The organism is Ottowia sp. SB7-C50, assembly GCF_033110285.1.
GTDB lineage: Bacteria > Pseudomonadota > Gammaproteobacteria > Burkholderiales > Burkholderiaceae_C > Ottowia.
In genome coordinates this window covers 2,237,374-2,259,121 of the sequence record NZ_CP136995.1, presented here as the reverse complement: position 1 = coordinate 2,259,121, position 21,748 = coordinate 2,237,374, and the positions used below count along the sequence as shown (strand labels likewise).

Here is a 21,748-nt window from a genome sequence, read left to right as displayed (position 1 = left end):
AATAAAGGGATGCAAGTCACTGATATTGCATCCCTTTTTCTGTTTCAGTACACTCGGCGCCCATCGGTGTCTGGATTGGGGAAATGATGATGAGCAAAGCGCTGGGCAAGCAGTTGGTGCGTGGTGTGGGGCTGCTTTCAGCAGGCCTGTTGCTGAGTCTTTCCCTGGCTTCGGCGGCCACCGCGGCCCAGGTCAAAAAGGGCGATGCCAAATCGGCCGCCGCCAAGCCGTCAAATCAAAAGGCCGCGTCGGCCAAGGCGGCGCCCGCCGCCAAGCCCGGCAAGGCCACGCCGGTCAAGGCGGCTGCGGCCAAGCCCGCGCACGACAAGCACGACAGGCAGGCCCACGCCAAGGGCGCGCGCGGCAAGGCCGACATCGTCGAGGCCAAGGCCAGCCAGAAAGCCGGCAAGGCCGGCCGCGACAAAACCGCCCGGCGTGCCTTGGCCGAGGAGCGCACCAGCGCCAAGGCTGTGCGACTGGCCAAACACAAAGAGCGCGCGCAACCCGTGGCCGTGGCGCAGCGCCAGGCGCCGTCGCGCGTGGAGCGCGTCGCCTCGCGCGAAACGCGCCTGTCGCTGCATCCGGTGGTGGCCGAGCAGACCGCGGCGGCCGTCGAGCCCCGCGCGCCGCGCCTGTCGTTCGGCCAGATGGCGGGCCTGCACGCGGCCAGCGATCCGCTGGATCTCAAGTCCAGCGTGGCGCTGGTCATGGACCAGGACACGCAGGAAGTGCTGGTCAGCAAGAACGACCATGCCGTGCTGCCGATCGCCTCGCTCACCAAGCTGATGACGGGTCTCATCGTGTCCGACGCGCGCCTGCCGCTGGACGAGATGGTGACCATCACCGAAGAGGACATCGACACCGAAAAGGGCAGCCGCTCGCGCCTGAGCGTCGGCACCACGCTGACGCGCGGTGAACTGCTGCACCTGGCGCTGATGTCCAGCGAAAACCGCGCGGCGCATGCGCTGGGCCGCACCTTCCCCGGCGGTCTGAACCGTTTCGTCGGCCTGATGAACGCCCGGGCGCTGATGCTGGGCATGAAGGACACGCGCTATGTCGAGCCGACCGGCCTGTCCAGCGCCAACCGCTCCAGCGCGCGCGACTTGGCCACGCTGGTGCAGGCGACGGCGCAGGACCCGCTGCTGCGCCAGCTGACGACCTCGACCGGCTACGACGTGGCCGTGGGCAACCGCGTCGTGCAGTACAACAACACCAACCGCCTGGTGCACAACCCCGACTGGCAGATCGGCCTGCAGAAGACGGGCTACATCTCCGAAGCCGGCCAATGCCTCGTGATGCAGGCGCGCGTGGGTGGCCGCAAGCTGATCATGGTGTTCCTGGATTCGACGGGCAAATACACCCGCCTGGCCGACGCCGAGCGCGTGCGCCGCTGGATCGAAGTCGAGCGCCCTGTCAACCGGATGGCGGCCAATCAATATTCGGGCTGACGCGCGCGGGTACTGGCGATCAAGCTACGTTTTAAGTAGCAATCCGGTCGCTGTCGACGGGCGCTGAAGAGGGCGCCCCGCCCTCAGATCTGTCCGTCGTGTCCCAGTTCGGCAGAAATCTGTTGCGCCGTCTGCTGGAGCTTGGGCAGCCAGGTGTCGTCCAGCCGGTCGGCCGGCGCTGAAATCGACAGCCCCGCCACCAGCTTTCCCTGGTCGTCGTAGATGCCGGCGGCCATGCAGCGCACGCCCATTTCCAGCTCTTCGTTGTCGTGCGCCACGCCGGACTGGCGGGCAGCGATCAGTTCGCGCTCCAGCTGCGGCAGTTGCGTGATGCTGTTGCGGGTCTGGCCGGCCAGCCCGGTGCGCATGGCGTAGGCGCGCACGCGCTGCAGGTCGTCGGCGGCCAGAAACAGCTTGCCGGTCGACGTCAGGTGCAGCGGCGCGCGGCCGCCGATGGCGCGCACCACCTGCATGCCCGAGCGTTCGCTGTAGGCGCGTTCGATGTAGACGATCTCGTCGCCTTGCCGCACGCTCAGGTTGACCGGTTGCTGGATCAGGCGGTGCAATTCGCGCATCGGCACCAGCGCCGCGTCGCGCACCGACAGGCGCGCCTTGACCAGGTTGCCCAGCTCCAGCAGGCGCATGCCCAGGCGGTAGCAGCCGGCCTCGGGCCGGTCGACGAAGCGGCCGATGGTCAGGTCGTTCAGGATGCGGTGCGTGGTGGACGGATGCAGGCCCGTCTGCTCGCTGATTTCCTTCAGCGTCATCGAATCTTCGCGCGTGGCCAGCACGTCGATCAGCGCGAACATGCGCTCGATGACCTGGATGGTCGGCGTCTGGTGGGCGTCAGGATTGGGGCGGCGCATGTCGGTGGCCTGCGGTGAATCGGGGCGCGCGGCAGTCCGGCGGGCTCATGCCTGCTGCTGCCATTGCCCGTGCTGAAGGCGCTCCAGCGGGCGGAAGCGGGCCTTGTACGCCATCTTGGCACTGCCCTCGATCCAGTAGCCCAGGTAGACGTAGGGCAGGCCCAGGGCGCGCGCCTGCTCGATCTGCCACAGGATGCTGTAGGTGCCGTAGCTGGCGCGCGCGTCGGGTTCGTAGAAGGTGTAGACGGCGGACAGGCCGTCGTTCAGCACGTCCACGATGGACACCATGCGCAGCGCGCCGAGTGCATCGCCTTCGGCCGGTTCGCGGAATTCGACCAGGCGCGAATTGACGTTGCTCTGCAGCAGAAATTGCGTGTACTGGTCGATGCTGTCGTGGTCCATGCCGCCGCCGGTGTGGCGACCCGACTGGTAGCGCAGGTACAGCTGGTAATGGTCGGGCACGTAGCCCAGGCGCAGCACGCGCACCTGCAAATCGGCGTGCAGCGCACGCGCGCGGCGCTGGCTGCGCGAAGGCTGAAACTGCTGTGCCAGCACGCGCACCGGCACGCAGGCGTGGCAGCCGTCGCAATAGGGCCGGTAGGTGAACATGCCGCTGCGGCGAAAGCCGTTCTGCACCAGGCCCGAATAGGCATCGCTGTGGATCAGGTGGCTGGGCGTGGCCACCTGTGAGCGGGCCTGGCGGTCCGGCAGATAGCTGCAAGGATAGGGCGCCGTGGCGTAGAACTGCAGCGCCTGGAGCGGAAGATCCTTGAGGTGCGTCACTGGTCGTCGTTCAGGGGCGAAGAGGGCAGGAGTTCGTTCCAGTATACGGGCTGGAAATGCCAGTCGATGGGCGGCTCGGCGGCCAGCCAGGCCACGTGCGCGGCAAATTCGGCGCGCGGCATCTCGCCGGCGCCCATGAAGGCCAGGTGGCGGGTGTTCTGCTGGCAGTCGATCAAGGCGACGCCCTGCGCGCGGCACAGCGCCACCAGCGCCGACAGGGCGATCTTGGAACCATCGGCCACGCGCGTGAACATCGATTCACCGAACACCGCGCGCCCGACGGACACGCAATACAGCCCCGCAACCAGTTCGCCGCGTACCCATGTCTCGACGCTGTGCGCGTGGCCCGCTTCGTGCAACCTTGCGTACGCGGCGCGCATGTCCGGGCCGATCCAGGTGCCGGACTGCCCCGGCCGGTTGGCGCCGGCGCAGGCGGCGATGACGTCGGCGAACGCCGTGTCCACGCGCACTTCGCAGGCCGGGTCGTCGCGGAACCGCTGGATCACCTTGCGCAGCGACCGGTGCAGCCGGTAGTGCGCCACGGGCAGCACCATGCGCGGGTCGGGGCTCCACCACAGGATGGGCTCGCCCTCGCTGAACCACGGGAAGATGGTGGACGAGTACGCCGCGACCAGCGTCGGCACGTCCAGCACCCCGCCCACGGCCAGCAAGCCCGGCGCGGCCGAATGCAGGGGCAGGGCGCCCGCCAGCGGCGGAAAAGGGTCGCCCGGCCGCAGCAGCGGCAGTGCCACGCGCTCGCTCATGCCCGGCGCTGCCACGTCATGCGATGTCCACGTCATGCATGCCGAAGCGACCTTGCCGGCGATCTTCGAAGAAGCATTCCAGCGTGCGCCGCACGGTGGTGAAGGCGATCTCGGCCCAGGGGATGTCGGATTCGGTGAACAGGCGCACTTCCTGCGTTTCATGGCCAAAGCCAACGCAGCGCCCGTGCTTCATCGGCGCCAGGTAGAACACATGCACCTGGCCCACGCGCGGCACGCTCAGGGTGCTGAACAGCGGGCCCATCGTGACCTCGGCGCCGGCTTCTTCGGCGGTCTCGCGCGCGGCGCCCTGCTGCATGGTTTCGCCCATTTCCATGAAGCCGGCCGGCAACGTCCACTTGCCGTGCCGCGGCTCGATGGCGCGCTTGCACAGCAGCACCTGGTCGCCCAGGTAGGGCACGGTGCCCACCACCAGCAACGGGTTCACGTAGTGGATGGTGCCGCAGGCGGGGCAGATGGCGCGCTCGCGCGTGTCGCCATCGTCGGGCACACGGTGGTGCACGCTGGAGCCGCACTGGCGGCAGTGCTTGATCAGGTCGCGTTGCATGTGGGCGGCAGTTTATGGCAACGCTGAACCAGCCTCTCGTGGCGCTGGCATGTGTGGGTTTGGGCGGTCTACAGCGTTGCAAATCCTCGCCATAGCCCACGCTATGGCTGCGGTTTGCGTCTGGCAGCCTGTCCCAAACCACAGCGTCAGCCTCCGCGGCGACTCATTCAGCGTCGCCTTGGTGGCAGGCGCGGCCACTACACTCGCCGCCATGCCTGACGAACTGCCGCCCACCTGCGACCCGGCGCCCGCTGCCGCCGGCCCGCAGCCGGACGCGTTCCATTTCCAGCAGGCGCCGGGGCACCTGATCCGGCGCGCGCACCAGATCGCGGTGGCCGTGTTTTCCGACGTGGCGGGCGCGCACGCGGTGACGCCGGTGCAGTTTGCCATCCTCAACGCCTTGCTTGACCAGCCCGCCATCGACCAGATCACGCTGGCGCAGCGCGTGGCCTTCGACGCCGCGACGATCGGTTCGGTCATTGGCCGGCTGGAGCGCAAGGGCTGGGTGCACCGTCGCCCGGCCGAGGCCGACCGCCGGCGCAAGCTGCTCTGGTTGACGGAGGAAGGCGAGCGTGCTGCCGCCGCCATGGGGCCGGTGGTCGCGCTGGCGCAGCAGCGCATCCTGGAGCCGCTGACCGACGCCGAACAGCAACAGCTGACGGCGCTGCTTGATAAATTGATCACGAATCACCCGCGTTCGTCGGCCACCTGACCGGTGCATGCGGCCCTGTCCTACAGCGGGGCAGGGGGCTCACTCGTTAAATCCATGGCGCGACGTGTGGAATAGTCCGCCGCTGCCTTGGTGGCCCCATGCGGCCGAACCCACAGAACGAATGAAAGGATTTGCCATGACTTCAACGAACAAGATCACGTCGACCGGCCGCGGCCTGGTGCTGGCCGCCACTTCGGCCGCCATCATGCTGGCCGGTTGCGCCAACATGACCGAAACCCAGCGCAACACGGGCATCGGCGCTGGCATCGGTGCCGTTGCTGGCGGGCTGATCGGCGACGGCAAGGGCGCCGCCATTGGCGCCGCAGCGGGCGCGGCCGGCGGCTACGCCTGGTCGAAGTACATGGAAAACAAGCGCCAGCAGATGCAGACCGCCACCGCCGGCACCGGCGTGCAGGTCACGCAGACGCCGGACAACCAGCTGAAGCTGCACATCCCCAACGACATTTCCTTCGAAACCGGCCGCGCCGACCTGCAGCCGCGCCTGCGCCCGATCCTGGACCAGTTCGCCCAGGGCCTGGGCCAGCAGCCGGGCACTGAAGTGCTGGTGGTCGGCCACGCCGATTCGACCGGCACCGACGCCATCAACAACCCGCTGTCGCAGCAGCGCGCCAACAGCGTGCGCGACTACCTGGTGTCGCGCGGCGCCGATTCGCGCATCATCCGCACCGAAGGCCGCGGCTCGCGCGAGCCGGTGGCCAGCAACGCGACCGATGCCGGCCGCGCGCAGAACCGCCGTGTGGAGATCTTCCTGTCCGAGCGCGCGCAGGTGGCTGCGGCGCCCGCGCCGTACGGCACGCCGGTGCGCGCCCCCGCGCGCTAAGCGCCAGCCCACCACAGCATGCGCTGACAGCAGGCGCGCGGCGGTTCCGACCGCCGCGCGCTTTTTTTGTGCGATGGCAGATCGCCCGCCGTGACACCGCCAGTGGCCAGCCGGGCCACCGCGGGCGGACCTCGCCCGCGTGAGGCCGGGCTATAGTTGTTGCATGAAGCTCTACAACTATTTCCGCTCCTCAGCGTCCTTTCGGGTCCGCATCGCCCTGCAACTGAAAGGGCTGGCCTATGACTACGTGCCGGTCCACCTCGCCAAGGGCGAGCAAAAGCAGCCCGACTTCGCCGCCGTCACCGCCGAAGGCCTGGTACCGGTGCTGGAGCTGGACGACGGCCGCCGCCTCACGCAGTCGATGGCGATCATCGAATACCTGGACGAAACGCACCCCCAGCCCGCGCTGGTGCCGGGCGACGCCGTCGGCCGTGCGCGCGTGCGCGCGCTGGCCCAGATCGTGGCGTGCGAAATCCACCCGCTGAACAACCTGCGCGTGCTGAAGTACCTGGTGCACGACCTGAAGGCCAGCGACGACGCCAAGAACACCTGGTACAAGCATTGGGTGCGCCTGGGCCTGCTGTCGTACGAGGCGCGCCTGGCCGAGCAGCTCGGCACCTACAGCCATGGCGACACGCCCACGCTGGCCGACTGCTGCCTGGTGCCGCAGATCTTCAACGCCCAGCGCTTCGACTGCGACCTGAGCGGCCTGCCGCGCACCATGGCGGCGTTCGACGCGTGCATGAAGCTCGACGCGTTTCAGAAAGCCGCGCCCGCCGCGTGCCCGGACGCCGAGTGAACACCGCCGCGTCTGGCTGGCTGCAACCCGACTGGCCCGCGCCACCGCGGGTGCGGGCGCTGTTCACCACCCGCGGCGCCAGCGCGGACGACGGCGCTTCGGCGCCGCCGCGCGACTGGTTCAACCTGGGCGATCACGTAGGCGACGCCCCCGCCGCGGTGGCCGCCAACCGCGCGCGGCTGGCGGCGGCCCTGGGCGCGCGCCCGGTCTTCATGAGCCAGGTGCACGGGCATGACGTGCTGGTGCTGGCACCCGGCGTGCCCGACGGCGCCACCGCCGACGCCGCCGTCAGCACCGCGCCGGGGCTGGCCTGCACCGTGATGGTGGCCGACTGCCTGCCGGTGCTGATCACCGACACCGCCGGCCGCGCCGTGGCCGCGGCGCACGCCGGCTGGCGTGGACTGGCGGGCGGCGTGCTGGAGCAGGCTTTGGCATCGTTTGAGGCCTGTGCGCAGGCTGGCAGGGCGCAGTTAGCTATCAAAACAGAAGCAAACGAGCTGATCGCCTGGCTCGGCCCGTGCATCGGCCCGCGGGCGTTCGAGGTCGGGCCGGAGGTGCGGGCCGCCTTTGTCGACGCCGACGGCGGTGCGGCGGGCTGCTTCGCCCCGCAGCCGGGCGGCAAGTACCTGGCCGACCTGCCCGCACTGGCGCGGCGACGGCTGGCGGCCGGGGGCGTGACGCGCGTGTTCGGCAACGACGGCAGCGACGACTGGTGCACCGTGCGCCAGCCGGCGCGCTACTTCTCGTACCGCCGCGACCAGGTCGCGCACGGGGGCACCGGCCGCATGGCCGCGTGCATCTGGCTGGCCTGAAGGGCACCGCCGGGCCGCCAAGTCAGCGTATATTGGCGGCGTGTCAGACCGGCGTCACTCGCCTGCGCCATACTGTGGGCGGGCACCCGCCAGCTCTGGCCGCGGGCAAGACAAATCAAGGAGACAGCATGAAGCAGGCAAGCACGCTGTGGCAGGAAATGGCCAGCAGCTTCCCCCAGTCAATGACCGGCAACCCCCTCGGACAGGGCTTTGCGGACACCTGGATGAAGGCGTTCCAGCAGTTCCAGAACATGGACCTGGGCGCCGGCGCGCAGGGCCTTCCGGCGCTGGAAATACCGCGCATTTCCTTCGCACCCGACAAGCTGGTGCAGCTGCAGCAGGACTACATCAAGGAAGCCACCGAGCTGTGGAACCAGAGCCTTCAGGCCAACCCCCAGCTGAAAGACCGCCGCTTCAAGAACGAAGCCTGGGCGCATAACCCGCTGGCGTCGTTCTCGGCCGCCGTCTACCTGCTGAACGCCCGCACGCTGATGGCCATGGCCGAGGCCGTCGAAGGCGACGCCAAGACCAAGAACCGCGTGCGCTTCGCCGTCGAGCAGTGGATGGCCGCGGCCGCGCCCAGCAACTTCCTGGCCTTCAACGCCGAAGCGCAGCAGAAAGCCATTGACACGCACGGCGCCAGCCTGGCCAAGGGCCTGGCCAACATGCTGCAGGACATGAAGCAGGGCCACATGTCGATGACCGACGAAAGCCTGTTCGAAGTCGGCAAGAACGTCGCCACGACCGAAGGCGCGGTGGTGTTCGAAAACGAGTTTTTCCAGCTCATCGAATACAAGCCGCTCACCGCCAAGGTGCACGAAAAGCCCTTCCTGCTGGTGCCGCCGTGCATCAACAAGTTCTACATCCTCGACCTGCAGCCGGACAACTCCTTCATCCGCTACGCCACCAGCCAGGGCCACCGCACCTTCGTCGTCAGCTGGCGCAACCCCGATGCGTCGATGGAGAAAAAGACCTGGGACGACTACATCGAGCACGCCGCCATCGAGGCCATCCGCCGCGTGCAGGACGTCACCGGCGCCAAGCAGATCAACGCGCTGGGCTTCTGCGTCGGCGGCACCATCCTCACCACCGCGCTGGCCGTGCTGGCCGCGCGCGGCAAGAAGCCGGTGTCGTCCGTCACGCTGCTGACCACGTTGATCGACTTCACCGACACCGGCATCCTCGACGTCTTCATCGACGAGGGCATGGTCAAGTTCCGCGAGATGCAGATGGGATCGGGCGGCATGCTGAAAGGCCAGGACCTGGCCAGCACCTTCAGCTTCCTGCGCCCCAACGACCTGGTGTGGAACTACGTCGTCGGCAACTACCTCAAGGGCGAAACGCCGCCGCCTTTCGACCTGCTGTACTGGAACAGCGACTCCACCAACCTGCCGGGGCCGTTCTACGCCTGGTACCTGCGCAACACGTACCTCGAAAACAACCTGATCAAGCCCGGCACCGCCACCGTCTGCGGCGAGAAGATCGACCTGCGCAAGCTCGACATGCCGTTCTACATCTACGGCTCGCGCGAAGACCACATCGTGCCGATTGGCGGCGCCTACGCCACCACGCAGGTGCTGCCGGGCAAGAAGCGCTTCATGATGGGCGCGTCCGGCCACATCGCCGGCGTCATCAACCCCCCCGGCTGCCGGCAAGCGCAGCCACTGGGTGCGCAACGACGGCAAGTTCCCCGAAGACGTCAACGACTGGATCGCCGGCGCCAAGGAAACCCCCGGCTCGTGGTGGCAGGACTGGGCCGACTGGCTCAAAAGCCACGCCGGCAAGCAGGTCGCCGCGCCCAAGGCCTATGGCCGCGCGCCCGACTACCAGCCGACCGAACCGGCGCCGGGGCGCTACGTCAAGGCCAAGGCCTGATTTTCTGGGCTGGGCGTTGGGTGTGACCGCCTGATGCTATTAAATGAATAGCGGATCGCGCTTTTTCTGCAATGGTTTCACGACCAAATCGCCTGAAATCGTTTGCTGGAAAGCGCCACCAGCTATTGTTTTGATGATCAACACGCCAGCCGTGATCGATTAAGGAGAGCAGTTTCCATGGAAGACATCGTCATCGTTTCAGCCGCCCGCACCGCCGTGGGCAAGTTCGGTGGCTCGCTGGCCAAGGTGCCGGCGACCGAGCTGGGCAGCATCGCCATCCAGGCGGCGCTGCAGCGCGCCAGGGTGGGCCTCGACCAGGTGGGCGAGGTTATCATGGGCCAGGTGCTGTGTGCCGGCAGCGGCCAGAACCCGGCGCGCCAGGCGCTGATCAAGGCCGGCATCGCCAAGGAAACGCCGGCGCTCACCATCAACGCCGTGTGCGGCTCGGGCCTGAAGGCCGTCATGCTGGCCCATCAGGCGGTGCTGACCGGCGACAGCGAGATCGTGGTAGCCGGCGGCCAGGAAAACATGAGCGCCAGCCTGCACGCGTTGCCCGGCAGCCGCGACGGCCAGCGCATGGGCGACTGGAAGATGATCGACACCATGATCGTCGACGGCCTCTGGGACGTGTACAACAAGTACCACATGGGCATCACGGCCGAGAACGTGGCCAAGCAGGAAGGCATCACGCGCGAGCAGCAGGACGAACTGGCGTTGAACAGCCAGAAGAAGGCCGCCGCGGCGCAAGACGCCGGCAAGTTCAAGGACGAGATCGTCCCCGTCAGCATCCCGCAGCGCAAGGGCGATCCGGTGGTGTTCGACACCGACGAATTCATCAACAAGAAGACCAACGCCGACGCGCTGGCCGGCCTCAAGCCCGCCTTCGACAAGGCGGGCAGCGTCACCGCCGGCAACGCCAGCGGCATCAACGACGGCGCCGCCGCCGTGGTGGTGATGACGGCCAAAAAAGCCGCCGCGCTGGGCCTGACGCCGCTGGCACGCATTGCCAGTTACGCCACCACCGGCCTCGACCCCGCCACCATGGGCCTGGGCCCGGTGTCGGCGTCGCAGAAGGCGCTCAAGCGCGCCGGCTGGGGCGTGGGCGACGTCGACCTGTTCGAGCTGAACGAAGCCTTTGCCGCGCAGGCCTGCGCCGTCAACAAGCTGCTGGGGGCCGACCCGGCCAAGGTCAACGTCAATGGCGGGGCGATTGCCATCGGCCACCCCATCGGGGCCAGCGGCTGCCGCATCCTGGTGACGCTGCTGCACGAAATGCAGCGCAGCGGCGCCAAAAAAGGCCTGGCGGGCCTGTGCATCGGCGGCGGAATGGGGGTGGCGCTGGCCGTCGAGCGCGCCTGACGCCTGCCCTGGCGGCGCCCCGGCATTCGCACAAACCCTTGCCCCACGGCGCCCCAGAAACCCCGGATTTTCAAGTAGATTAGCTGACTGGCGCTGTTGAACAGGCGTTGATAGCTATTCATTTCATAGTGAACGAGAGGAGATAGTGATATGAGTCAGAAAGTTGCATACGTCACCGGCGGCATGGGTGGCATCGGTACCGCCATCTGCCAGCGCCTGCACAAGGAAGGCTTCAAGGTCATCGCCGGCGCCGGCCCCACGCGCGACACCGAAAAGTGGCTGGGCGAGCAGAAGGCGCTTGGCTACACGTTCTACGCCAGCGTGGGCAACGTGGGCGACTGGCAGTCCACCGTGGACGCCTTCACCAAGGCCAAGGCCGACCACGGCCCGATCGACGTGCTGGTGAACAACGCCGGCATCACGCGCGACCGCATGTTCCTGAAGATGTCTCGCGAAGACTGGGACGCCGTCATCAACACCAACCTGACCAGCATGTTCAACGTGACCAAGCAGGTCGTGCCCGACATGGTGGAGCGTGGCTTTGGCCGCATCATCCAGATCAGCTCGGTCAACGGTGAAAAAGGCCAGGCCGGCCAGACCAACTATTCCGCCGCCAAGGCCGGCATGCACGGCTTCACCATGGCCCTGGCGCAAGAATTGGCAGGCAAGGGCGTCACGGTCAACACCGTCAGCCCCGGCTACATCGGCACCGACATGGTCAACGCCATCCGTCCCGACGTGCTGGAAAAGATCGTCGCCACCATTCCGGTCAAGCGCCTGGGCACGCCGGCCGAAATCGGCTCCATCGTCGCCTGGCTGGCGGGCGACGATTCCGGCTTCACCACCGGTGCCGACTTCTCCTGCAACGGCGGCCTGCACATGGGCTGATCGGCGCCTTGCGCTGACCCCCAAACCCCGCTTCGGCGGGGTTTTTTTGTGCGCGCGTGGCACCGGCAGAGGCCGCGTCAGTACGACTTGTAGGGCAGGAACTTGCCCGACAGCACCACGTTCACGCGGTCGCCCTGCGGATCGGGCTGGCGCTGGATGTCCATGCTGAAATCGATGGCGCTCATGATGCCGTCGCCAAACTCCTCGTGGATCAGCTCCTTGATGGTGCTGCCGTACACGCTGACGATTTCGTACCAGCGGTAGATCAGCGGATCGGTCGGCACCGCGGTGGGCAGCGATCCCTTGTACGGCACCACCTGCAGCCACTTCTGTTCCTCGGCGGTCAGGCCGAACAGCTCGCCGATCACCTCGGCCTGCTGGGCATCGCACGTCATCTGGCCCAGGCACGCGGCGGTCGTCCATTCCTTCGAGCGGCCGACCTTTCTGGCCACATCGGCCCACAGGATGCCCTGGGCCACCTTGGCGGTGATGATTTTTTCGGTCACGCTGTGGCGGTTCATGCAGCCCTCCTTGCAATCATGGGTGGATGGATGCCGCGCGCAGGGCGCGGCTGGCGCTTTCGGCTCGCATGGCCGACCCTTGGACCATAGCCCTTTTGCGCGCCGATGCGGCGGTGCCCCTGGGTGGCCAAGGTCATGGCCTGCGGGGCGCGCGCCATACCGGAGACAATTCAGCCCTGCACGGCGGCGCGATTCCGTCTGCCGCTGCGTTGCCTTCTTGCGTGATGACCGATAAGCCGATGACCCCTCCACCCATGAGCCCCTGGCGCCTGTCCGTGGCGCCCATGTTGGACTGGTCCGACAAGCACTGCCGTTTTTTCCATCGCCTGCTGACGAAGCACACGCGCCTGTACACCGAAATGGTCAACACCGGTGCGCTGCTGCACGGCGCCGAGCGGCGGCACCTGCGCTTTGACGCGGTCGAGCACCCCGTGGCACTGCAACTGGGCGGCAGCGACCCGGCCGACCTGGCGCAGAGCGCGCGCATCGGCGTGCGCTGGGGCTACGACGAGATCAACCTCAACTGCGGCTGCCCCAGCGAGCGCGTGCAGCGCGGCGCGTTCGGCGCCTGCCTGATGGCCGAGCCGCGCCTGGTGGCCGACGGCGTGAAAGCCATGGTCGACGCGGTCGATGTGCCCGTCACCGTGAAACACCGCATCGGCATCGACCGCGAAGAAAGCTATGACTTCGTGCGCGACTTCGTCGGTACGGTGGCCGAGGCCGGTTGCGGCGTGTTCATCGTGCACGCGCGCAACGCCTGGCTGCAGGGACTGAGCCCGAAGGAAAACCGCGAGATCCCGCCGCTGCGCTATGAACTGGTGTACCAGCTCAAGCGCGACTTTCCGCACCTGACCATCGTGCTCAACGGCGGCGTCACCACCGACGAGCAGATCGCCACGCACCTGCAGCATGTCGACGGCGTGATGCTGGGCCGCGAGGCCTACCACCACCCGTGGATGATGACCCAGTGGGACGCGCGCTTTCTGGGCGGCGCGCCCAACCCCATCACGCGCGAAGCGGTCGAAGACGAGATGGTGCGCTACATGCAGCGCGAGGCGGTCGAAGACGGCACGCCCTGGTCGGCCATCGCGCGGCACATGCTGGGCCTGCGCCATACCCTGCGGGGCGCACGCCTGTGGCGTCAGGTGTGGAGCGACCACAAGCTGAAGGTGCTGCCTGCCGCCGATGTGGCGCGCCGCGCGCGCGAGGCGTCGACCGAAGTGCTGCCAGCCTGAGCGGCTCTCCGCGAGTCGCCTGCGCCTTCGTCCCCGGGCGATGCGCGTTGCTTTCCTACAGGCGTGGGTGCGCCTGGCCCGAACAATGGGCAGCACAGCGCTGTTGCAGCGCACGCACTGGAAGGAATGACGCACATGAACCTCTTTACCCCCGAGCCCGGCCACTTCACCACCCTGACCGGCGCCTATTACCCCACGGGCCACGTCTTCGCCATGTTTGCCGACGAGGCCGCCGCGCGTGCCGCGGCCAGCCGCATGCAGGCGGTGCCCGACGTCGGCGGCGTGCAGCTGGCAGCGGCGCCGGCCATTGAAGCCGCTTTTGCCAAGCGCGCCGCCGACGTGGGCGCCATGCCCTCGGTCGGGCGCGAAGACCAGTTCATGCTGCGCTTTGTCGAGCTGGCGCGCAAAGGGCGCAGCGGCCTGCTGGTCGACCTGGGTGGCGCCGATGCCGACGCCGTCACCGCCGTGCTGCAGGAAGGCGGTGCGGTGCTGGCCTATCACTACCGGCAACTGGTCATCGACGAGCTGGTGACACCCACAATCGGCGCCGAAGCCGCTGCGGCGGGCAGGCTGTAAGCGCGCCGGGCGTGAATGGCGCCAGCGCATTTCCCTCACCGACTTTCAGGAGCATGTCATGACCGATACCCCTCGACACCCCGATGACGTGGCCGCGCCCGACACCCCGGCAGTGGGCACGGGCGTGGGCGCGGTGGCAGGTGCGGCCGCCGGTGCGGCCATTGGGTCCGTCGCCGGCCCCTTGGGCACGGGCCTGGGCGCCGTGGTGGGTGCCATCGTCGGCGGCTTCACGGGCAAGGAAGTGGGCGGCGCCGTGGACACCACCGTCCACGACGACCACTGGCGCTCCCACTACGAGCGCGAGCCGTACTACCGTGCCGGCCACACCTACGACGATTACGCGCCCGCCTACGGGCTGGGCATCGGCAGCCTGGTGGCCGATAAATACCGCGAGCGCGACTACGACGAGATCGAGCCCGAACTGGCCCGCGACTGGGAAATCTACCGCGGTGAATCGCGCCTGAACTGGCCCGAAGCCAGCCCCGCCGCGCGTGCCGCGTGGCAACGTGCCCGGCGCGACGTGGGTGCGGTCTGACGGCCCCTTGCGCCGTCACGCCGGCGTTGACCGGCTTCTGCGAGCAAGCGCGCCGCGCATGCGTGGCCACAGCAGGTTGAGCGCCAGGCCGCCCAGCACCAGCAGCGCGGCGCCCACCTTCCAGCCCGGCAATGGCTCGCGCAGCCACAGCGCCGACGCGCCCATGCCGAACACCGGCACCAGCAGCGCCAGCGGTGTGACGCTGGCGGCCGGGTGCCGCGCCAGCAGCCATGCCCACGCGCCGTAGCCAAACAGCGTGTTGCCGACCGACTGCCACAGCACCGCGGCCCACGTGCCCCAGCCCGCAGCCGCCAGCCCCGCGCGGATGGCCGGCCAGCCTTCGATGGCCCATGACAGCGCCACCAGCGGCGGCACGGCGAACACGCTGCTCCACACCATGTAGCCCAGCGCATCCACACGACCAGCGGCGCGGCTGACGATGTTGCCGCACGCCCAGGCCAGCGCCGCCAGCAGTATCAGCGCCAGGCCCAGCGGCGTGACGGCCGCGCCTTCGGTCACCGCATGCCAGCCGATCAGCACGATGCCGGTCAACGACAGCAGCATGGCCAGCACCTGAAATGGCCGTACCCGTTCGCCGGCCAGCAGCATGGCCAGGCCAATGGTGAAGAACACCTGCACCTGCACCACCAGCGAGGCCAGCCCGGGCGAGATGAAGCGCGTCATGGCGATGAACAGCAGCCCGAACTGCGCCAGGCCGATCAGCAGCCCGTAGGCGGCCAGGTTGCGCCAGCCCGTGGCCGGCCGGCGGATGAACAGCAGCGCCGGAAACGCCGCCAGCGCAAAGCGCAGCGTGGCCAGCGCCAGCGGCGGCAAATCGGCCAGCGCGATCTTGATGATGGGAAAGTTGGTGCCCCACACCGCCACCACGGCCAGTCCCAGCAGCAGGTGGCGCAGCGGCAGGGCGGGGGCAGGGGACGACGTGGTCATGGGTTGAGGCGGGCAGGCTGCATTGTGGGCCACGAAGCGCATCGGACATTCCCGCCACCGGCCGGGTTTTGTCCTTCACGGCTGTCGAGACTGGCCGACACGACGTGCCGGTTTTCGGCGACAGCCGCCGCCGCGCGTCAGCGGCACAGTCAAGGCACGCACCCGATTCCGGGCAAGACCTTCAAGGAGCCAACACATGAACACCACCGACAAGCACACCCAACCGCCTGAGGAGCCCATCACCGCCGCGCCCGCCGGCGTCCCGTCGCAAGACCCACGCCTGAAGGCGCAGGAGCCGTTGACGCCCGAAGAGCGCGCGACCGAAGCCAACTCCGTCGCCATGGGCGGCGGCATGATGGCGGGTGCCGCAGCCGGCGCGGCCCTGGGCGCGGCCATTGGCGGCCCGGTGGGCGTGCTGGTGGGCGGCACCGCCGGCGCCATTGCCGGCGCGCTGGGCGGCTATGCGGCCGTCAGCGCGGGTGACCCCAACTACGACTACTGGCGCACCAACTACGTGGGCCAGCCCGGCTACGTCGAAGGCTACACCTACGACGACGACTACGCCCCGGCCTATCAACTGGGCTACCAGGGCCGCCAGCGCTACGCCGACCGCGCTTGGGACCGTGCCGAGGCCGAACTGCGCACCGACTGGGACAAGCTGAAGGGCAAGTCGCGCCTGACCTGGGACCAGGCCCGCGAAGCCACCCGCGCCGCGTGGCACCGCGTGGAAGAAGCGCTGCCGGGCGACGCCGACGGCGACGGCCGCTGACGCGCGCCAGCGCATGCGTCGTGCGCCAGCGGCCGGCCCCAGCCGACCGCGCGCAGGGCGCAGCGCAACTGGAGGATACTGGGCAGCGTGTCTGGCCCCGTGGTGGCGACCAGACCACCCATTTGTGCTTTATAAAAACCATTCTGATCATGTCGCTGCTGTGCCTGTCGTCCCGCCGCATGCGGTCGCTCTCCGTGGTGGTCATTGGCTTGGGAGGGGCATCGGCAGCGTTCGCGACCAGCACCCCAACAGGGCAAGGCCGCGTGGAGGACCATTGGGCGGTGGCGTCGTCTGCCATCCAGGCGCCTTCCGCGCAGTCCGACGACCGCGTCGTTGACGGGTCCGCCGGCGCTGATGCGCCCTATCTGCTGGCCCAGGCCCAGCCGGCCAGCGATGCGGCGCGGGCACCCGACGCTGCCACAGAAGCCGAACCCGCCGGCCCCCAACCCGCCGCTGGCGAGATTGCCCCCGGCGAGCGGCGGCGACCGCTGCCTTGGGCTTACGAAACCCTGCCGCAACCGTATCCGCGCGAGGGCGAGCGTGACGACCGCGTGCAATGGCTGATCGGCGTCGCGGCCAACACCAGTCCGGATTTTTTTGGCGGCGCGCAGTACCACTTCGCGCTCAAGCCCGTGGCGGCCCTGCAGTGGGGCCGCTGGCGCTTCAGCGTGGGCGGCGGTTATGGGCTGATGGGGCAGGGCCGGCGCGACCGCGGCAGCGGCGCGCAGGCCGTGCTGCAGGAAACCGACCGCTTCAACCTGAGCCTGTCGCTCAATATCGACCGCGGCCGCGACGTGGCTGAGACGGACCGCCTGCGCGGTGTGCCCGACGTGCCCGCCACCCTGCGCGCCCGCGTGCGCGCGCGCTACTACGTCAGCGACCGCTGGACGGCCGTGCTGGCCGCCTCGCAAGACATTCTGGGCAAGGGCCGCGGCATGGAAGTGGACGCCTGGCTGGGCTACCGCTGGCCGGTCAGCGACGCCACGCGCGTGGACTTCGGCATGGGCGCGTCCTGGGGCAACAGCCAGTTCATGCGCAGCCAGTACGGCGTGCCGGTATCGGCCACCGTGGCCTCGGGCTACCCGGCCTTCCGGCCGGGCGCGGGCCTGTACCAGACCGACATCGGCGTTGACGTGGCGCACGCGCTGTCGCGTTCATGGGTGCTGTTTGGCGGCCTGCACTATTCGCAGCTGCATGGCGACGCGCGGCGCAGCCCGCTGACGCTGCGCGCCAACGGCGTGTCGGCCACCATTGGCATCGCCTGGCGCAACTGACGCGCGGCGAAATAGGCCGCCTGCGCTGTATTGGCGCGGCGGCGTGCTATCGAATTAAAAGCGACCGGCCAGCGCGGCCCGTCAATCCACCGCCATCGCCGCTGCGCGCGCGACCTTGCCCAGCCGCTCGTATTCGCTGTGCGCCAGCTGGTCCAGCGCGGCGCCGGTCGATCCTTCGGGCGTGAAGCCAGACTTCACCAGCTTGTCCTTGACAGCCGGGTCGGCCAGCGCTTCGCGGAAGGCTTCGGACAGGCGCTCGGTCACTTTCGGGTTCATGCCCGCCGGGCCGAACACGCCGAACCACGGGTCGACGCCATAGCCTTTCAGACCCGCCTCGGCCAGCGTGGGCACGTCGGGCAGCGAGGGCGAGCGCGCCTTGCCCGCCACCGCCAGCGCGCGCAGCTTGCCCGCCTGGATGTGCGGCAGGCTGGCCGGCAGGTTGTCGAACATCACCGGCAGGTGGCCGCCCAGCAGGTCGTTGATGCCTGGCGCGCTGCCCTTGTAGGGCACGTGGGTCAGCTCGGTGCCGGTCATCTGCCCGAACATGGCGCCCGCTAGGTGCATTGACGTGCCAGCGCCCGCCGTGCCGTAGGTCAGGCCGGGCTTGGTCTTGGCATAGGCGATGAACTCGGCCACGTTGCGCGCCGGCACGCTGGGCGCCACTTCCAGCACGATGGTGGAATAGCCGAGCAGGCTGACGCCGGTGAAATCCTTGCGCGGGTCGAACGCCATCTTCTTGTAGATGTGCGGGTTGAGCGCGTTGGTCGAAATGGCGCCAAAGCCAATGGTGTAGCCGTCCGGCGCGGCCTTGGCCACCGCCTCCATGCCGATGTTGCCGCCCGCGCCGGGGCGGTTTTCGACCACCACGGGCTGGCCCAGCTTCTTGCTGACGTAGTCGCCCGTGGTGCGCGCCACCAGGTCAGTGGTGCCGCCGGCCAGGTAGGGCACGACGAAGCGGATCGGCTTCGATGGCCAGGCCTCCTGTGCCTGCGCTCCGACGGCGACAAAAGCGCTGGCGGCGGCGATGGCCAGCGGGCGGACAAGGTGGGTGAAACGACGCATGGTCAACTCCTGAAAAACTAGTACATCGCCGCGCCAGCGTGGCGCGGGGCTATCGTGGCATCGTAGTCGGCCTGCGCCGGTCTTTGGCCCGCAGGGACTTTGGCGCGCGTGGCCGGTGCCGTGGTGCGGTTGGCCGCTTCAGCGCGCGGCCGTCACGCCTGCCACACGCCCATGCCGGCCGAGCGCAGGTCGATGCCGACTTCCACCTCGCGCGCCACCGCGTCGTCGTAGCTCATGGGGTTGAAGCCTTCGTACAGGTCGGGCAGCAGGCGCAGCCCGTAGCGCCGCACGTAGCGGTTGGACTGGATGCCCGCCATGTGCTTGTCAAAGCGCACGTCCGGGTCCAGCCCCGTCATGCCGACGTACACGCACGGCTTGCCGTCGACGTAGCCGGGGTTGCACTTTCTGAACTTCGCGTCCTGCAGCACGTCGCGCGACAGCTCGACCACATACACGTGATAACGCGGCCGCCGCGCCCGCGCCCGCGCCCGCTTGGCCGGCGGTTTGGCGTCGGCGCTGGACGGGGATGCGGATTTTTTGGTCAAAACCGGCTGCAGCGCTTGCTGAATCAGCGTAAGCAGCTATGCAAACAATAGCTAGCAGCCTGTTCGTGCCGCATGGTCACAGCCAGGTCTGCCCCGGCGCCGGGCTGGTCTCGATGGTGAAGTCCGGCGTGCCGCCCAGGATGAACGCGCCCAGCACCAGGCTCAGCAGCGACATGAACAGGCTGGCCCAGAACGCCGTCCAGAAGCCGTTTAGATGAAACCCGCGCACCAGCCTGGCCACCAGCATCAGCACCAGCGCGTTGATCACCAGCAGGAAGAGCCCGAAGGTGATCAGTGTCAGCGGCAGCGTCAGAAACACCAGCAGCGGCCGCACCACTGCATTGGCCAGCCCCAGCAGCAGCGCCGAAATCGCCAGCGCCCCCGTGCCGTCAAAGCGCATGCCCTTGAACACATGGCTGGCCACCCACAGGCCCAGTGCGGTGATGGCCCAGTGCATCAGAAAGGGGGTGAGGTTGGCGAACATGGCGGCGGCCCAAGGAGTAGGGAGGTGATCGTAACCGGCGCCAGCGCTTTCGCGCGCCCGGCCGCTGCAGTCATTTGACGATCAAGCGAATCAGGTGCTGGCGCTTGCCCATCCAGCGCCGGAAGCTATCAAAAAAGAAGCAGCCGCCGCGTGCCATGCCAGCGCCGCCGTCAATTGCGCCGCGCCACCCAATAGGTTGCGCCCTCGGGCCCATAGCGCTCGTCGTGCGGCACGTCGCGTGCGATCTCGAACCGGTCGCCCGGCCCCAGCTGGCGCGTCTGCCCGCCCTCGGTCAGCCACATTCGGCCCTGCACCACCAGCGCACGGGCGTCAAATGGGTGGCTGTGCGTGGCCAGCTCCGTGTCCGGCGCCCAAGATCGTTCCAGCACTTCGTCAAAACCGTGCGTGCGGGCCTCGGCGGCGAATTCAGCGAAGGTGGGCAATGTCATGGCGCCGATTTTGTGACCCAACGCGCTGGGCTACCCGCGATACCGACCGTCGCCGGCAGTCCAAGCCGATGCAGCCGGCCGCCGCAATCAGGTGCTTGGGTCCGGCTGCTCGTTGGGATTGCGCTCGTCAGCCGGATGCGCGGGCAACGGTTGCGCCGGGCTGTCGTCTGGCGACGTTGGTTGAGCGGGGTGCGGCGTGTCAGGCTGCACGGGCGATTGGGCAGGCGGGGGCGCGGTGATGTGGAGGGGCATGTTCGGGCTGCGGGGTGATTGCCCCATGGTGCGACGCGCCCAGGCGCCGGGGTGTAGGACGGCAGGCGCAGTGGGTGTATCCCTTGTGCGAATCGCCTTTGTTGGCCTCGCGATCGCCCATGTGCATGAAGCGCAAAATCGCGCTAATCGCTTCAAAAAAGAAGCGTAATACGCCAAAATACGCTTCATGGCACTCACCAAGCCCCGCTGGATCTGGCAAGCCGACGCGTGGCCTCGGCTGCATTTTGACGCGCAGACCGTGCAACCACAGCTGGCCGCGGCGCGCCTGGCGCAAGGACGGTTGCTGGGCATCGCCGCCAGCCTGCAGCTGGTTGACCTTGCCGAACTGCAGTTGACCGAGTGGACGCAAGAAGCCGTCGCCACCGCGCAGATAGAGGGCGAGGTGCTGCAAGTCAACTCCGTGCGCGCCTCGGCTGCGCGGCGCCTGGGCTTGCCCGGCGCGGGCGCTGCGCCGCGCGACGCCCGCACCGAGGCTACGCTCGACGTGCTGCAAGCCGCCGTCAGCCAGTGGCAGCGTCCACTGTCGCAAGAGGACCTGTTCGCCTGGCACGCCGCGCTCTTCCCCACCGGGCGCAGCGGCCTGAGCCGCATCGTCACCGGCGGCTGGCGCACGCACGCCGAGCCCATGCAAATCGTCACGCCGCGCTTGGGCAAGCCCGACGTGCTGCACTACCAGGCACCCGCATCCGCCGACGTGCCCGCACACATGGCCGCGTGGCTGCAATGGTTCAACGCCAGCTTGGGAACCCTCGACGGCGTGGCCCGCGCCGCGCTGGCGCATCTGTGGTTTGAGGCCATTCACCCGTTTGAAGACGGCAACGGCCGCATCGGCCGCGCCGTGGTCGAACTGGCGCTGGCGCAAGACCTGCAAAGCCCGCAGCGCTTGATGAGCGTATCGGCCCAAATGATGGCGGCCCGCGCCGACTACTACGCGCACCTGCAAGCCGCCACCGGCCAGCCCGAACTGGACGTGACGCGCTGGGTCAGCTGGTTTGCCACCCGCGTGCAGCGCGCGGGCGAGGCCGCTGCCGCGCACGTGCAAAGCGCGATGGACAAAACAGCCTTCTGGTCACGCCTGACCGCCGCGCACCCCGACTTGAGCGCCGCGCAGCGCAAGACGCTGGGCAAGCTGTTCGACGCCGGCCCCGATGGATTTGCCGGCGGCATGAGCACCGAGAAATACGTCAACCTGACCGGCGTATCGCGCGCCACGGCGTACCGTGAATTGACCGACCTGACCGAGCGCGGCCTGCTGGAGCGCACGGGGCAGGGCAGGGGAACGCGGTATCGGCTGGTTGACCAGCGGTGGCGCTAAAAACAGGCTGTAACGCTTTTCTGGTAAGCGCGAGCAGCTATCGATAGCGT

Annotated in this window: 23 protein-coding genes and 1 pseudogene; 14 read left to right on the top strand and 10 right to left on the bottom strand. The window is 68.3% G+C overall.

Going from position 1 to position 21,748, the window contains the following annotated elements; translation table 11 throughout:
• The first annotated feature begins 89 nt into the window (after positions 1–89).
• Positions 90–1,448, top strand: coding sequence for a serine hydrolase (locus R0D99_RS10705; protein WP_416365999.1), 1,359 nt, complete (start codon positions 90–92; stop codon positions 1,446–1,448).
• 83 nt (positions 1,449–1,531) lie between these two features.
• On the opposite strand, the gene R0D99_RS10700 is transcribed toward R0D99_RS10705, so the two are convergent.
• Genes R0D99_RS10700 through R0D99_RS10685 form a run of 4 tightly spaced genes read right to left on the bottom strand, consistent with a single transcriptional unit; the run spans position 1,532 to position 4,426 of the window.
• On the bottom strand, positions 1,532–2,314 hold the full coding sequence (locus R0D99_RS10700; protein ID WP_317748234.1) for an IclR family transcriptional regulator: 783 nt from the start codon (positions 2,312–2,314) through the stop codon (positions 1,532–1,534).
• 45 nt (positions 2,315–2,359) lie between these two features.
• Positions 2,360–3,097: an arginyltransferase gene (locus tag R0D99_RS10695; RefSeq protein ID WP_317748233.1), complete on the bottom strand. Its 738-nt coding sequence runs from the start codon at positions 3,095–3,097 to the stop codon at positions 2,360–2,362.
• A complete protein-coding gene (aat, locus tag R0D99_RS10690; protein ID WP_317751073.1) occupies positions 3,094–3,861 on the bottom strand; it encodes a leucyl/phenylalanyl-tRNA--protein transferase in 768 nt (255 codons plus the stop codon). Before aat ends, R0D99_RS10695 begins: the two co-directional genes overlap by 4 nt.
• Positions 3,862–3,877: 16 nt before the next feature.
• Positions 3,878–4,426 (bottom strand): NUDIX hydrolase, encoded by a 549-nt coding sequence (locus tag R0D99_RS10685; protein ID WP_317748232.1) that lies wholly within the window; start codon positions 4,424–4,426, stop codon positions 3,878–3,880.
• A gap of 211 nt (positions 4,427–4,637) precedes the next feature.
• On the opposite strand from R0D99_RS10685, the gene R0D99_RS10680 reads away from it, so the two are divergent.
• From R0D99_RS10680 to phbB, 7 genes and pseudogenes are all read left to right on the top strand, one after another.
• The gene (locus R0D99_RS10680) at positions 4,638–5,138 is read left to right on the top strand and encodes a MarR family transcriptional regulator (protein WP_317748231.1); all 501 of its coding nucleotides are present in this window, start codon (positions 4,638–4,640) and stop codon (positions 5,136–5,138) included.
• 136 nt (positions 5,139–5,274) lie between these two features.
• Entirely contained in the window at positions 5,275–5,979 is a 705-nt protein-coding gene (locus R0D99_RS10675) for an OmpA family protein (protein WP_317748230.1), read from the top strand.
• 163 nt (positions 5,980–6,142) lie between these two features.
• On the top strand, positions 6,143–6,778 hold the full coding sequence (maiA, locus tag R0D99_RS10670; protein WP_317748229.1) for a maleylacetoacetate isomerase: 636 nt from the start codon (positions 6,143–6,145) through the stop codon (positions 6,776–6,778).
• Positions 6,775–7,590: a peptidoglycan editing factor PgeF gene (gene pgeF / locus R0D99_RS10665; protein ID WP_317748228.1), complete on the top strand. Its 816-nt coding sequence runs from the start codon at positions 6,775–6,777 to the stop codon at positions 7,588–7,590. The genes maiA and pgeF overlap by 4 nt, the downstream gene beginning before the upstream one ends.
• A 182-nt stretch (positions 7,591–7,772) precedes the next feature.
• Positions 7,773–9,465, top strand: a pseudogene (locus tag R0D99_RS10660) (PHA/PHB synthase family protein).
• A 177-nt stretch (positions 9,466–9,642) separates the two neighbouring features.
• Positions 9,643–10,824: an acetyl-CoA C-acetyltransferase gene (locus tag R0D99_RS10655; protein WP_317748227.1), complete on the top strand. Its 1,182-nt coding sequence runs from the start codon at positions 9,643–9,645 to the stop codon at positions 10,822–10,824.
• A 150-nt stretch (positions 10,825–10,974) separates the two neighbouring features.
• Positions 10,975–11,712: an acetoacetyl-CoA reductase gene (phbB, locus tag R0D99_RS10650; RefSeq protein WP_317748226.1), complete on the top strand. Its 738-nt coding sequence runs from the start codon at positions 10,975–10,977 to the stop codon at positions 11,710–11,712.
• Between the two features lie 77 nt (positions 11,713–11,789).
• On the opposite strand, the gene cynS is transcribed toward phbB, so the two are convergent.
• Positions 11,790–12,233, bottom strand: coding sequence for a cyanase (gene cynS / locus R0D99_RS10645; RefSeq protein WP_317748225.1), 444 nt, complete (start codon positions 12,231–12,233; stop codon positions 11,790–11,792).
• Between the two features lie 254 nt (positions 12,234–12,487).
• On the opposite strand from cynS, the gene dusA reads away from it, so the two are divergent.
• The 3 genes from dusA (at position 12,488) to R0D99_RS10630 (ending at position 14,579) form a co-directional block, all read left to right on the top strand.
• Positions 12,488–13,468: a tRNA dihydrouridine(20/20a) synthase DusA gene (gene dusA, locus R0D99_RS10640; RefSeq protein ID WP_317748224.1), complete on the top strand. Its 981-nt coding sequence runs from the start codon at positions 12,488–12,490 to the stop codon at positions 13,466–13,468.
• A gap of 135 nt (positions 13,469–13,603) precedes the next feature.
• The gene (locus tag R0D99_RS10635) at positions 13,604–14,044 is read left to right on the top strand and encodes a hypothetical protein (protein WP_317748223.1); all 441 of its coding nucleotides are present in this window, start codon (positions 13,604–13,606) and stop codon (positions 14,042–14,044) included.
• A 58-nt stretch (positions 14,045–14,102) separates the two neighbouring features.
• Entirely contained in the window at positions 14,103–14,579 is a 477-nt protein-coding gene (locus R0D99_RS10630; RefSeq protein ID WP_317748222.1) for a glycine zipper domain-containing protein, read from the top strand.
• A 15-nt stretch (positions 14,580–14,594) separates the two neighbouring features.
• On the opposite strand, the gene R0D99_RS10625 is transcribed toward R0D99_RS10630, so the two are convergent.
• On the bottom strand, positions 14,595–15,500 hold the full coding sequence (locus R0D99_RS10625; RefSeq protein WP_317751072.1) for an EamA family transporter: 906 nt from the start codon (positions 15,498–15,500) through the stop codon (positions 14,595–14,597).
• Between the two features lie 223 nt (positions 15,501–15,723).
• On the opposite strand from R0D99_RS10625, the gene R0D99_RS10620 reads away from it, so the two are divergent.
• Positions 15,724–16,296, top strand: a complete 573-nt coding sequence (locus R0D99_RS10620) for a hypothetical protein (RefSeq protein ID WP_317748221.1) — start codon at positions 15,724–15,726, stop codon at positions 16,294–16,296.
• 149 nt (positions 16,297–16,445) lie between these two features.
• Positions 16,446–17,570 carry a MipA/OmpV family protein gene (locus tag R0D99_RS10615; RefSeq protein ID WP_317748220.1) on the top strand — a complete coding sequence of 375 codons (1,125 nt, stop codon included), beginning with the start codon at positions 16,446–16,448 and terminating at the stop codon, positions 17,568–17,570.
• Positions 17,571–17,651: 81 nt separating this feature from the next.
• On the opposite strand, the gene R0D99_RS10610 is transcribed toward R0D99_RS10615, so the two are convergent.
• The 4 genes from R0D99_RS10610 to R0D99_RS10595 all read right to left on the bottom strand — a co-directional run bounded on the left by R0D99_RS10610 (position 17,652) and on the right by R0D99_RS10595 (position 20,110).
• Positions 17,652–18,632: a tripartite tricarboxylate transporter substrate binding protein gene (locus R0D99_RS10610; RefSeq protein WP_317748219.1), complete on the bottom strand. Its 981-nt coding sequence runs from the start codon at positions 18,630–18,632 to the stop codon at positions 17,652–17,654.
• A gap of 152 nt (positions 18,633–18,784) precedes the next feature.
• Positions 18,785–19,087, bottom strand: coding sequence for a hypothetical protein (locus R0D99_RS10605; RefSeq protein ID WP_317751071.1), 303 nt, complete (start codon positions 19,085–19,087; stop codon positions 18,785–18,787).
• A 166-nt stretch (positions 19,088–19,253) separates the two neighbouring features.
• On the bottom strand, positions 19,254–19,661 hold the full coding sequence (locus R0D99_RS10600) for a phage holin family protein (protein ID WP_317748218.1): 408 nt from the start codon (positions 19,659–19,661) through the stop codon (positions 19,254–19,256).
• 170 nt (positions 19,662–19,831) lie between these two features.
• Positions 19,832–20,110: a cupin domain-containing protein gene (locus R0D99_RS10595; protein WP_317748217.1), complete on the bottom strand. Its 279-nt coding sequence runs from the start codon at positions 20,108–20,110 to the stop codon at positions 19,832–19,834.
• Positions 20,111–20,549: 439 nt separating this feature from the next.
• Here R0D99_RS10595 and R0D99_RS10590 point away from each other — a divergent pair, with 439 nt between their 5' ends.
• The gene (locus R0D99_RS10590; protein ID WP_317748216.1) at positions 20,550–21,698 is read left to right on the top strand and encodes a Fic family protein; all 1,149 of its coding nucleotides are present in this window, start codon (positions 20,550–20,552) and stop codon (positions 21,696–21,698) included.
• The last annotated feature ends 50 nt before the right edge of the window (positions 21,699–21,748 follow it).